We start from the raw sequence: 12,684 nt of genomic DNA on the forward strand, positions 1-12,684 counted from the left end.
GTGAATCCAGCACTTATTCGGCGGTACCTGCACGAACATTTTGGGTGAGCTGCATAAATTCAGTATCGGACACCAAAGGAATGCCTTTGCGGCGCGCGTGCATGGCCTTTCCGCGTAGTTCCCCCTCCTGGTTGCACACCACCAGGCTGGTTTCCCGGGTGAGCTGTTCAGAGTAGGCGAGTCCTGCATCCATCGCCGCCGCGATTATCTCGTCGGGGTCAACGGTGATGTCGGGGGTGATCACCACCTCCATCCCCTGCACCAGTTCCTTTCCGGGTTGGTGCATGCCGGGATTGGTGTAGCGGCGGGTGGCGGTCGCAGCGTCGAGACGCAGGCGACTGCGCTGCAGGCCAAAACGATCCCCACGCAGGTCATTCGGGCTTGCCTGAACCACGTCACTGTCTCTCAGGCGGTTGAAAAACATGCGTCCGAGCAGCAGCGTGTTTTCCCGCGCCAGCTGCTCGGCCGGGATGGCCGCGCGCGCCACGGATGCCTTGGGGGAGGGGGCGCGCATGCCGAGTGCCCGTGCCACGGCCCGTAGGCGTGTGTCCGGCAGGTTTGCCTGACGACGCCGCGCACTCTCCAAGGTGTCCACCACCATCTCAGGTCGGGGGATGTGCCCTATGCGGCGTCGCCGTCCCCGCTGGCCGCGCCGTTGTCCCCGGCTGCGTGGGCCTTTAGAGTTGAGGACGCGCACGGCGCGCCTGGATTCCGCGACGATGAAACCCCAGTCGCGGGTGGAGTTGTGCACGATGAGGGTGCGGCCGTCGATAAACGCGCAGATCTGGCGCAGTTGCGTTTCAAAACCCACGCCCTGCTCAATGTCTTCCGGCGTGAGGGAGTGTAGGTGCCGGGGACCGGGGTTGTCGCCGGGGTTGAACACGCAGAAGTAGGTGTCCACAACGTCGCCGTCGGGGGAGTAGGTAGCCATGTGCAGGCCCACCATGCGGGAAGTAGCGGGGTGAATGCCGGTGGACAGTACCGTTGCGGCGACATAGGGGGCGGCGGCGAGTTCAGCGCGGCGCTGTTCCTCGCGTTCCGCCCTGCGTCCAGCATCGCGCCCAGCGTCACGCCTGGTATCACGTCCTGCCTCGCGTTCGGCCTTGGGCGGTGTGGTGGGGTTGGCGTGGCTAAATGTTGGTTTCTGCGTGGGGCTCACGCCGGTGATTCTACCTGTTTGGGGGTGCCTATTTGGAAAAAGTGCTTGCTTGGCAGGGGGTGGCGGCGTTAAATAATGAATGAAATTCATTATTAACTAAGGCAACCCTTATTTATTGTGATGGGGGTTGGGTAAGCATCACTGCAAGCACCACTAAGGAATCGCAATGACACAACCAACAATGCAATCCACAATGCAACCAGAAATGCGCAAAACCTCAGCTCAGAGCATCACTAATCCGCGGTATCTTGTATACGCGGGCGTTTTCACCGCTCTGTACTTTGTCATCACCTTCGGCAGTGGGATGCTGGGAATTATCTCTCCCCTCATGATCATTGTCGGCGCCTTGATCGGAGTGGTCTGCAACGGTGTCGTCGTGATGCTCTACATCGCCAAAACTCCCTACTTTGGCGCGCTCACCATCACAGGTACCATTGTCGGTTTCCTCATGATGGCCACCGGACACACCTGGTACGTCAGCATCCTCGGCCTGGCAATGGGCTTCCTCGCCGACCTCATCGCCAACAGTGGACACTACCGAAGGCGCATCACCAACTGCCTCGCCTATGCCGTACTAAACCTGTGGAGCATCGCGCCCATCGCGCCCATCTTCTACAACTCAGATGCCTACTTCGCCCACGTCCGGGACTCTATGAGTGCCGAGTACGCCGAGGCCATGCAGCAACTACTCACCCCCACCGTGTTGATATGTTGGATGGTCCTTACCTTCATCATCTCCTTTGTTGCCGCCAATATCGGCATGACCATGCTGAAAAAACACTTCCAGCGAGCAGGCGTCGTTTAATGAACCACGTCCCATCTCGCGTTCCAGCGCACAGACTCACAGGTAGAAGCGGCCTAGACCCCCGCACCAAACTGCTCACCATTACCGTGTGCAACATGCTGGCGATGGGTGCCTTTCCCAGCAAGGTTCTGTGGATCATCGTGGCCTTAGCAACCATGTTGCTGCTTATCGACGCCTCCCTCCGAGCCGTCGCCACCTACGCCACCGGAATTGCCATCGCCGCAGTGCTGTACACCGCGCCCCTGCTGCCGCATAATTCGGTCACCGGCTGGATCATCGCCACTAGCGCGTTGGTGGGGTATTGGCTGGCGCGCATCGGCACCTGCATCGCACTGGCCTATTGGATGATCACCAGCACCACCGTCAGCGAACTCATCACCGCGTTCCGGCAGCTCCACGCCCCACGCGCCTTCATCATTCCCCTCGCCGTGGTGTTCCGCTTCATCCCCGTCGCCTTCCAGGAATTCCGTGGTGTCCTTGAGGCCCTGGCCCTGCGCGGATTCAGCGGCTCGGCGCTGTGGTTGCATCCCGTCCACACCGCCGAAAAACTCATCGTTCCCGTGCTGTCCGCCTCCGCCCGCATTGCCGACGACCTCGCCGCCGCCGCGCTCATCCGCGGACTCGGCGCGCCGGGCACCCCCACCTCCGTTGTTCGCCTGCGGTTCTCGCTTGTCGACGCCCTGACTATCGCCGTTGTCGCGGCCATCACCGTGTACGCGTTCTGGGGAGGTGCATTGTTGTGAGCATCCACATTGGCGATGTTTCTGTGCAATACAGCGGTTCGGAGGAATCGGTGTTGCACGGGATCAGCCTGGACATTGAACCCGGCACCGTCACCCTCATCTGCGGTGCCAGCGGAAGCGGAAAATCCAGCGTGTTGCGGCTGATCAACGGCCTGATCCCGCACTTCCACACGGTGGAGAGTACCGGTACCGTTACCGTGGACGGGCACAACGTCGCGGAGACTGAGGTACACCAGATGGGGACCCTCACCGCCACTGTGTTTCAAAACCCCCGCACACAGTTCTTTACCACCGATGTGGATAGCGAGCTCGCCTTCGCCGGGGAAAACTACCAGCTACCTCCAGATACGATCCGCGCTCGTAGCGCAGAAGCGCTGGAGTACGTGGGCATCAGCGACCTGGCGGGCCTGAACCTGTGGGGCCTGTCTGGTGGGCAGCTGCAGAAAGTCGCCTGCGCGCAAGCCTACGCACAGGACACCCCCATCCTGCTGTTTGATGAACCCACCTCCAACCTTGACCCCGAGTCCATTGAGGACTTCACTGCCCTGCTGCGCAGGCTCAAGGAACAAGGCAAAACCCTGGTGATAGCGGAGCATCGCGTGTATTTCCTCGCCGGCATTGTGGACCGCGTGATCCTCGTGGAGGACGGCAGGATAGCCCAGGAATTCACTGGTGAAGAATTCTTCCAACTTAATGACGCTCGCCGCCGCGACCTGGGGCTTCGCTGCTTGAGTGCGCCGGAACTCACCGTCCCCGAACAAGAAACCGGCGATGTTCCAGGGCTGCACATTGATTCGGCGGTGGTGTCATTCCAGGGCAAACGTGTCCTAGATATATCCGGTGTTGTGTTTCCCGCAGGCCAGGTCACCGGCCTCGTTGGCCCCAACGGTGCGGGCAAAACCACGCTGGCTCGGGTGCTCTGCGGCCTGCAAAAAATGGATAGAGGGACACCGAAAAACGGCATACGCTTGGTGCGTGCTGCGGAAGATGGGGCGTCGATAAGCGAGCCGATGAAGAAGGGCACAGCCTTCCTAGTGATGCAGGATGTGCACCGCCAACTATTTGCGGAAACCGTGGCGCAAGAAGCCGACGCCCAGCACCTGGAACAGCTGGGGCTGGGGAAACTGGCGGACAGACACCCGATGTCGCTGTCCGGCGGGCAGAAGCAGCGGCTGGTGATCGCCACAGCTCTCAGCATGAATACCCACGTGCTCATTCTCGACGAACCCACGTCCGGTGTGGACTACCGGCACCTCGTGGACATTTCCGAACAACTAAAAAAGCTGGCCGCACGTGGTGTTGTGGTGATCGTGATCAGCCACGACCATGAATTCCTTAACCACTGCGCGGACCGCATCGTCCGCCTTAACCCTCTTGCAGGAAAGGAGTAACAGCCATGACGAGCAACACCAGTAAACCCATGACTGAGCGTGAAGCCGGAAGGGTTGCGCTGAAAGAACTACTCAAACCCATCTCGGTGCGTCTGCTTGTGGCGCGAATACTCGCGGCTCTGGGCGGTGTGCTCGCCATCGCCCCCTACATTGCACTGGTCAAACTCGGTGCGGTGTTTTATGAGGCATACTCCACCGGCACGGAGGTGGACACGGTGCGCGTCACCACCATTGTGAACATTCTGATCGGCACATTTGGTGCGCGGCTCGCGTGCATCGGCATTGCTTTGGGCGTGACGCATTTTGCAGATGCGAAATTCGCGGCACTCGTGCGTGAACGCACTATCGCACGTGTAGCCAGTGCGCCGCTTGGCTGGTTCACCTCTACCAATGCGGGAAAGGTGCGTAAAGCGCTGCAAGACGACATCTCCATGGTGCATGCTTTGGTGGCCCACCAGCCTGTGGATGTGACGCAGGCAATGGTCACTCCGGTTGCCCTAGCCGTCTATGCTTTTGTGATCGACTGGCGGCTCGGGTTGCTGACTATAGCAACATTGCCCATCTACGGGCTCATCATGGCCATAATGATGCGCGGCATGGGCGATAAAACCGTGCAAGTAGACAACAAACTCGCCCAGGTATCCGCCACCATGGTGGAATTTGTCACCGGCATTACCGTGGTCAAAGCCTTCGGTACCGTCGGGCGGGCACACAAACGCTACCAAGACGCAGCTGATGAATTCTCCGCCTTCTACCTCGACTGGACCATCCCGCTACTGCGCAGTAATGCTTTTGCCAACGCTACCGTGACCATTCCGCTGCTGCTGGCCATCAACCTGGGTGGGGGAGCGGCCATGGCGCATGCCGGGTGGGTGGAACCTGCCGACGTGCTGACCACCTCACTGATCGCCCTGATGCTGCCCTACTCCATTGAAGTATTGGGTAACACTGCGTGGACCTACCAAACCGCAGGTGCTGCCGCGCTCCGCGTGACGCAAGCGCTGGACATTCCGATTCTGGAGACGCGAGCTGGGGGAGATGCACAGGTCGATGGTGCTGCTGACGAGAATGCTAGTGGGCCTGTGATTGCAGGCTCGGATGTGGCCTATGAGGACGTGTCCTTCTCCTACGGGGATGTGCTGGCCGTGGACCACGCCAGTTTCGAACTGAAGGAAGGTACTGTTACCGCGTTGGTCGGCCCTTCCGGCTCGGGTAAATCCACGCTGGCAACCCTGCTGGCCCGGTTCAACGATCCCGATTCCGGCCGCATTACCTTGGGTGGTGTTGACTTAAAAGACATCCCTTCGAACAAGCTATACAAGCACGTTGCCTTCGTGCTGCAGGACCCGCAACTGCTGCGCATTTCACTGCGCGATAACATCGCTCTGGGCAAGCCCGGTGCCAGCTATGAAGAAGTCCGCGAGACCGCGCGCAGCGCCCATATCCTGGACGTGATTGAAGCGCTCCCCGACGGGTTTGACACCATCTACGGCTCCGATCAGGGACTTTCCGGTGGTCAGGAGCAACGCATCGCCATCGCCCGTGCCCTACTGATTGACGCCCCGGTACTCATCCTTGATGAGGCCACCGCTTTCACCGACCCCGAATCCGAAGCGGAAATCCAAAGAGCACTCAGCACGTTGGTCAAAGGCCGCACCGTGCTTGTGATCGCACACCGCCCCGAGTCCATTGTCGGCGCGGACCGCATCATCGTGGTTGATCGCGGGCGTGTGGTGGCCAGCGGAACTCACGATGAACTGCTCGAACAGCCGCTTTACCGTGCGCTTTGGCAGCACGCACCCGCCCAGGAGGCATAACCAATGAAACTCACACTTGTAGACATCATTCCCCGCATCAAAAGGATGCTTAAAGAACAGCGTCTGATCAACACCACCATCTGGTTCAGCATTGCTGCTGGACTCATCGAAGGTGTTGCCCTATGCCTGTTGCTACCTTGCGTCACTGCTCTGGCCAACAACGAACCGGTATGGGGGCTTGGGGTGTGGGGTTGGGTGATTGTACTCAGCATCCTCGCCGTAGTCAGTGCCATTGTGGGATATGTACAAAGCCTGCGGGGCTACCAAACGGCCCTAGACTTCCTGGTTAATGTGCACAAAAAAGTTGGTGACCAGGTGTCATCGCTCCCACTTGGCTGGTTTAACCGTCCCCTTGCTGGATTGCTGTCCCGACTGGTAGCCAACGAACTCGTCATGACCGGCGAAATCATCGCCCACATGCTCTCTCCCATTATTCAGCGTGTCACCGCCAGTATTGTGCTGCTAGTATTCGCTTGGACGTGGGACTGGCATCTTGGTCTTGCCTGCACCATCTCTATACCCGTATTCCTGCTGCTTGTGCTGTGTACCACTGGGCTGATCAATAAAGGGAAGAGCATTGGTGAACCCACTGAAGTGGAACTCAGCAACCGCCTTGTCGAATTCACACATTGCCAAGCCGCGCTGCGCTCCTGTGGACGCAGCACCCACTACAGCAAACTCGACGATGCCAACGCCACATGGCTTAAAGCAAAACGCAGGAAGCTCTGGTACGAAATTGCTGGTAACCTGCTCGGCGGTGCCTTCACGCAAGTGGTGATCGTTACACTGATCAGCCTTGCCGCAAACCTCGCCGTTGGAGGAACCCTCGAACCAGTCGCCACCATCGCGTTCATCGGGCTGTGCCTCCGTTTTACCCATACGCTCGTGGGCATCACCGAAACCGCTGCTAGCCTTGAAGAACGACGCTCCGCCCTCGACTCCATTGACGACGTCCTGACCGCCCAGCCCCTGCCCGAACCTACGGAATCCACGGCACAACCCACGCCCGGGACCATTGATTTTAAGGACGTGACTTTCGGTTACGGGTCGGACAAAACTGTGCTGAACGGTGTGACCTTCCACGTGCCCAACCGCAGCATGGTGGCACTGGTCGGGCCGTCCGGCTGCGGTAAAACCACTGTGGCCAGGCTGGTCAGCCGCTTCTACGACGTTGATAGTGGTGCGGTGAAGGTTGGTGGGCTTGATGTGCGGGAACAAACAACATTCACGTTGATGAAAAGCCTCTCCATGGTGTTCCAAGACGTTTATCTCTTCGACGACACCCTTGAAGCTAACATCCGCATCGGTAACCCGAACGCTTCCGATGAGGAAGTCCACGAAGCAGCCCGTTTGGCAGGCGTGACCGAAATCGTGCAGCGTCTACCGCGTGGCTGGAAAACCTCCGTGGGCGAAGGCGGACGGGCACTATCCGGGGGTGAACGCCAACGCGTCTCCATCGCGCGTAAAGCACCCATTGTGCTGCTTGATGAGGCCACATCGGCGCTGGACCCGGAAAATGAAACAAATATTGTCGCGGCTGTCGATAAGTTGCGTGAAAACGCAACAGTGCTGGTGATAGCGCACAAACTGGACACCATCAAGAAAGCCGACACCATCGTCCAATTTCGGGCAGACGGCACCATCGAAGACATCGGAACCCACTCCGAACTCTTCGAACGAGGCGGAACCTACCGGGCATTCTGGGACACCCGCGCGGCTGCGCAGGGCTGGCAACTAACGTAGACACCATGGTCACACCACGACTCGGCCGCAAAACCGGCCCCAAACCTAAATTCACCAGTGAAGACGCTGTTATGGCTGCACTCCGCCTCGGCATTGACCGCTTCACCATCGCTGGTGTGGCCACCCAACTCGGCGTGGCTACCTCGGCCGTCTACCGGCTCTTTGACAACCGGGACGCCCTCGTCCACGCCTGCCTTGCCCATGCTGGGCGCTCCATGACACCACCACCCAACGGACTGAGCTGGCAAGATATCCTCCGCCATGCAGCCGAAGAAGTATGGGCATGCTGCGAAAAATACCCCGGCCTGGACATCACCATCTTCCAGTTTCCCAGTGCATTCACGCACATTGAGGACTACCTTCGAAATATTGTGGGCCAACTTGTGGCGGCAGGGCTCAGCGAAGAACAAGCCGCCTTCGCCTTCGACTTCATTGGAGACACCACCATTGCCTGCCACATCGGTGTTGCAGCGCTCCGGCAGGTTGGTGATGACGGCCGAACCGGTATTGAGGTTGTGCGTGATCGTACCACCCATACCAGCGTCTTCGTCCCCGATCCCAGCTGGACCGACCGTGGGACGCTTGACCGGAAAGTCGAGTTCATTATTCGGGGGATGGAAAAGGAGGTGGAAGGTTAGGGGCGCGTGAAGTGTGCTTACCTTCAAGCACGCAAACGGCCTTTTTCCGACCTGGGCATAAGCAAACTTTTAGCAGGCGAGTTCTTCCACACACCGAACAATGGGCGGATCGGCGTCCGGCTTCCACAGAGCGCTGATTGGCGGGTGTGGGGGAAGGCCCGACAGGGTGTGAACCTGGACCGCCGGACCTGGTGCTTCTGCCACGGAGTGCGCGATCAGTGCGCACCCCATCCCAGCCGTAACCAACTCGCGAATACTCGCAGGACTGTGCGTTTCAAACTCCACGCGCGGTTGTGCGTTGAAGGTTGCGAAAGCCTGGTCTAAGAGTTGACGCAGGCCGCTGTCTGGTTGCAGGCATATGAAGGGTTCGGTTGCCACATCCTTTAATGAGGTGACGCGGCGAGGACCCGCCAGGGGAGTGATAAGAACCAGGTGTTCAGGTGCAATTTCTTGATGCTGTAGATGTTTGGAGTGGGCGGCATCGGCATCGGCAGGGCCGATGACCACATCAACCTGGCCTTCCCCAAGGGCGTGTATGAGCTCTGCGATGAGGCCAGTGCGCAGCGATACCGTGACACCCGGATAGCGCGTTCGGAAGCGACTGAGCGCGCTCACCAGGTCAAATTTTCCTGTTAGTGGGGTCACTGCAACCCGAACATGACCCGCCGAGACCGACCGGAACGCTCGCATCAGGCGTTTTCCTTCGTCCAGATCAGCGAGAGCCTGGCGAACATAGGGAAGAAACCGCTCACCGGCGGCGCTGAGCGTGACGGTTCGTGAGCGATGCAACAGGGTTACTCCCAACTCCTGCTCTAGCTTCTTGATGTGAGACGAAATCGCAGGTTGAGCAAGGTGTAGGTCCTCGGCGGCCTTAGTGAAACCACCGCAACGCACAACCGCCTCAAAAGACTCCAAGTAACGCAGTTCCATGGTGTCATAATAAATCGTGATGGGAACGATGAAAACTTTGTCTTAGACATATAGTTCCATGAATGCCAGGCTGGTGGCATGACATCAGAACACAACTTTGCAGATACGGCCGTCCGACATCTCGGCGGTTTGAAGACCTCAGCCCTTGGCTTTGGATGCATGGGCCTTTCCCAGGGGTACGGGCCCGTTGACGACGCCGAATCCGTTGCCGCTATTCATGCAGCTCTCGACTCTGGAATCACCATGCTCGACACCGCTATGAGTTACGGGCAAGGGCACAACGAAGAATTGGTTGGGCGAGCTGTGGCAAGCAGTGGCGTGCCGCGTGAGCAGATTCAGATCGCGACAAAGTTCGGCATCATGCGCCGCGACGACGGTGTTGGGCTGGACGCCCACCCCGACCGCATTGCCACCTACTGCGACGATTCCCTGCGCCGACTAGGAACCGACACCATCGACCTCTACTACCTGCACCGCGTGGACCCTCAGGTACCTATCGAAGACTCCGTTGATGCCATGAGTGATCTAGTAGCTCAAGGAAAAGTGCGCCATCTCGGGGTTTCCGAAGTCACACCCGATGAACTACGACGCGCTGTGGGTGTTCACCCCATCGCAGCAGTACAACTGGAATGGTCACTAATGTGGCGCGAACCCGAACGCAGCATTATCCCCGTTGCTCGTGAGCTCGGAGTGGGGGTTGTTCCCTACAGTCCGCTCGGGCGTGGGTTACTCGGTGGGCGACTGGACGCTAGCGCTGTTTCTGAAAGTCCGTTTCGCGCGAATGACCCGCGATTTGTTGACGCCAATCTGTCCGCCAATATGCAACAGGTAGATGCATTAACTACTTTTTCGGAATCACGGGGTATGACTGTTTCGCAGGTTGCTTTGGCCTGGCTGCTCGCCCAAGGCGATGACGTTGTTCCCATTCCCGGCACGCGCAAACCAGAACGAGTGCGTGAGAATGCGGGGGCGATGCGCTATGGCTTTAGTGCTGATGATCTTGTTGCGCTGGAAAAGGCTGTTCCAGAGAGTGAATGGGTGGGGGATCGGAAGTCGTTTGCTGTGCCAGTTACTAAGAGGGGGTGAGGAAGGTTGTGTAGGTTGGGGGTACTTGCATTATGGACTGCCTGTAAAATTATTGAGTAATGTTACAGCTCCCAGCTATTATCTTATTGCAAAACGCAATATTGTTAATAGTGGGAGCTGGTATTAGTGGGAAGAGATGGAGAAAAGAAGACAGTAAGGCAACGTTTCCTGGGGTGGGGTCATCGGCGCTCTGTGTTTATTTTGGAGTGGTTGCTTCCGGTGCTTGCTGTCATTTTTATTGTTGGGGCAGCGTGGTGTCTATATCTGGCAGGGCATCGTGACTATGAGCGGATTGCTTTTGTATTGATGCCTACAGCTGGAGGTATGTTAACTATCTGGGTTGCTCAGGGACGTTTCATCGAGCAGCAGGAACGAGAAGATAAGCGACAAAATGAACGTCTTGAATCTGAGGCAAAGATGCATGATGAACGGCTTAAGTCAGAGTCTGAACGGGAGCATGAACGGCTAACGGCGGAGGCTCAAAAGGATAGGGTTCAGCGATCAATTACTCAGCGTATTGACCTTGCTGAAAAACTGGCATCGGCGATTGAACATTTATCCAGTGAAAATGAGCTCAAACAGGCTGCCGGGGTGCAAGAAATTTTATTCCAAATAGACGATTGGTATGCACTGATTGAATCGGAAATTACAGGAATTGGGGGAGATAAAGCTAAGAAAGATTCGCTAGAGCAAGAGGGCTTGCGTCATCGGCAGGAGCTCTTTGATATTGCTTATAAGTTTGATACTGAGAATATGCATGTGCTGAAGTCTCGCGCGAGAGGATTGAAGCAAAGACTTAGAGAAGAAGGTCCTTACTCTCTTATTAAATTAGACTTTTCTGGGATGGTGATTGGTTGCTCAATACCTGTGGTAGGAGGTGATGTCTATTTGGATTTAAGAGGTATCTTTGCCAATGGATTTGTGATGTCAAATGCTAAGATGTCCTATGTTGATCTTAGTGACGCGCACCTTGAGTTAGTTGTTTTAGAATCGGCTAACCTTGAGTCTGCTATACTGCACAGAGCTCATCTTAGGTCTTCCAATTTAAATAGGGCTAATCTTGAGTCGGCTGATTTGGAGGGGGCTGATCTTAGGTTGGCGGATTTAGAATTAGCCAACCTAAGATCAGCTGATGTGCGAAATGCTGACTTTAAAAATACACTTCTTAATGCTATTAGTATTAAGGATGCTAAAAATTGGAATCAGGCTAAAAATCTGGATATCGAAATGTAGTCGATTCTAGTGCTGTTAATTTTGAATAAGGTTAGAGGAATGGAGGGCTGATGTTTGTTGAATCAACTTTTGGGTTTTGATTGCAAGATAAGCGTATCGCAGGATGCTTATCTTGGTTTTGGTAAGGTGTATAATTTTTCTTTCTTGAGCTGATTTTAAAATGAAAATCGGCCCTCATTACCTCCATCTTCCACCATCGCGCATAATGGAACCATGACTCATCAAAGTGGAATCACAGCCCTGGGTACCACTGATCACGTGTACCTGGAACTTGACCTTGTCGAAGGCAAGGATCCGAAGGAAGCAATCGGCAGCCTAGCTGCGACAATCAATCTCCCCACTACCGTCGGGGCCAACGCCGTGGTTGGCGTGCGCCCCGAACTGTGGGCCAAAGTCTCTGACGCACAGCACGTGCCTAACGACGTCCATGGGTTCAACGAACCTCTCAAAGGCACAGACGGGTATGAAATGCCCGCTACCCAGCATGATGCATGGGTGTGGGTAGCGTCGTTCTCTCGTTCTCAGGCGTTTGAGGTGTCTTCCTACGTTCTGAAGCAGCTCAAGGGGTACTTCAAGCTCGCTGATGAAACAGTCGGTTGGGCCTATGAGCTCAACCGCGACCTCACTGGCTTTGAAGACGGCACCGAGAACCCAGGTGCACTGGAAGCGCCTGGACTGGTCGGTGTTCCTACTGGTCAACCTGGTGCCGGCTCGTCTGTGTTGTTGTTCCAAAAGTGGAGCCATCGCATTCGTGAATGGTCCAACTTGTCTGTGGATAGGCAACAGGACGTGATCGGCCGTACTAAGCAAGACAGCGTCGAATTGCCTGACGATGTTAAGCCTGACTCGTCACACGTTTCTCGCACTGTGGTCGAAAAAGACGGAGAAGAACAAGATGTGTTCCGCCGCAACACCTCCTACGGGGAACTGGAAAATCACGGTACCACATTCGTTGGATTCTCGTTCGAGCAGTGGCGTTTGGAAGAAATGCTTCGCCAGATGGCCGGTGCCGATGGTGGCCCACGCGACGCTCTGACCTACTTCACCGATGCTGAAACCGGTTCGTGGTATGTGTGCCCATCGGTGGCTGGCCTGCTGGCTATTGCTGAGCCGTTCATGGAGGACGACGAAGACTAGCT

General features: G+C 56.7%; 11 protein-coding genes. 9 read left to right on the forward strand and 2 right to left on the reverse strand.

Going from position 1 to position 12,684, the window contains the following annotated elements; genetic code table 11:
- Positions 1-13: 13 nt before the first annotated feature.
- A complete protein-coding gene (locus CDUR_RS00820) occupies positions 14-1,159 on the reverse strand; it encodes a BRCT domain-containing protein (RefSeq protein ID WP_325064668.1) in 1,146 nt (381 codons plus the stop codon).
- A gap of 166 nt (positions 1,160-1,325) precedes the next feature.
- On the opposite strand from CDUR_RS00820, the gene CDUR_RS00825 reads away from it, so the two are divergent.
- Genes CDUR_RS00825 through CDUR_RS00850 form a run of 6 tightly spaced genes read left to right on the forward strand, consistent with a single transcriptional unit; the run spans position 1,326 to position 8,296 of the window.
- Positions 1,326-1,964 carry an MptD family putative ECF transporter S component gene (locus CDUR_RS00825; protein ID WP_233452973.1) on the forward strand — a complete coding sequence of 213 codons (639 nt, stop codon included), beginning with the start codon at positions 1,326-1,328 and terminating at the stop codon, positions 1,962-1,964.
- Entirely contained in the window at positions 1,964-2,707 is a 744-nt protein-coding gene (locus CDUR_RS00830; protein WP_179418625.1) for an energy-coupling factor transporter transmembrane component T, read from the forward strand. The genes CDUR_RS00825 and CDUR_RS00830 overlap by 1 nt, the downstream gene beginning before the upstream one ends.
- Positions 2,704-4,098 carry an ABC transporter ATP-binding protein gene (locus CDUR_RS00835; protein WP_179418626.1) on the forward strand — a complete coding sequence of 465 codons (1,395 nt, stop codon included), beginning with the start codon at positions 2,704-2,706 and terminating at the stop codon, positions 4,096-4,098. Before CDUR_RS00830 ends, CDUR_RS00835 begins: the two co-directional genes overlap by 4 nt.
- A 5-nt stretch (positions 4,099-4,103) precedes the next feature.
- Positions 4,104-5,915 (forward strand): ABC transporter ATP-binding protein, encoded by a 1,812-nt coding sequence (locus CDUR_RS00840; RefSeq protein ID WP_179418627.1) that lies wholly within the window; start codon positions 4,104-4,106, stop codon positions 5,913-5,915.
- 3 nt (positions 5,916-5,918) lie between these two features.
- A complete protein-coding gene (locus CDUR_RS00845) occupies positions 5,919-7,658 on the forward strand; it encodes an ABC transporter ATP-binding protein (RefSeq protein ID WP_179418628.1) in 1,740 nt (579 codons plus the stop codon).
- A gap of 5 nt (positions 7,659-7,663) precedes the next feature.
- The gene (locus CDUR_RS00850) at positions 7,664-8,296 is read left to right on the forward strand and encodes a TetR/AcrR family transcriptional regulator (RefSeq protein ID WP_179418629.1); all 633 of its coding nucleotides are present in this window, start codon (positions 7,664-7,666) and stop codon (positions 8,294-8,296) included.
- A 69-nt stretch (positions 8,297-8,365) separates the two neighbouring features.
- Here the strand turns inward: CDUR_RS00850 and CDUR_RS00855 are convergent, their stop codons facing one another.
- Complete coding sequence (locus CDUR_RS00855) at positions 8,366-9,226, reverse strand: LysR family transcriptional regulator (protein WP_179418630.1); 861 nt, start codon at positions 9,224-9,226, stop codon at positions 8,366-8,368.
- Between the two features lie 78 nt (positions 9,227-9,304).
- On the opposite strand from CDUR_RS00855, the gene CDUR_RS00860 reads away from it, so the two are divergent.
- The 3 genes from CDUR_RS00860 to CDUR_RS00870 all read left to right on the forward strand — a co-directional run bounded on the left by CDUR_RS00860 (position 9,305) and on the right by CDUR_RS00870 (position 12,682).
- Positions 9,305-10,312: an aldo/keto reductase gene (locus tag CDUR_RS00860; protein ID WP_179418631.1), complete on the forward strand. Its 1,008-nt coding sequence runs from the start codon at positions 9,305-9,307 to the stop codon at positions 10,310-10,312.
- Positions 10,313-10,531: 219 nt separating this feature from the next.
- A complete protein-coding gene (locus CDUR_RS00865) occupies positions 10,532-11,545 on the forward strand; it encodes a pentapeptide repeat-containing protein (RefSeq protein ID WP_218865461.1) in 1,014 nt (337 codons plus the stop codon).
- Between the two features lie 213 nt (positions 11,546-11,758).
- On the forward strand, positions 11,759-12,682 hold the full coding sequence (locus CDUR_RS00870; protein WP_179418632.1) for a Dyp-type peroxidase: 924 nt from the start codon (positions 11,759-11,761) through the stop codon (positions 12,680-12,682).
- Positions 12,683-12,684 lie beyond the last annotated feature (2 nt).

The sequence above is a fragment of the Corynebacterium durum genome (assembly GCF_030408675.1).
Taxonomy (GTDB): Bacteria; Actinomycetota; Actinomycetes; order Mycobacteriales; family Mycobacteriaceae; genus Corynebacterium; species Corynebacterium durum.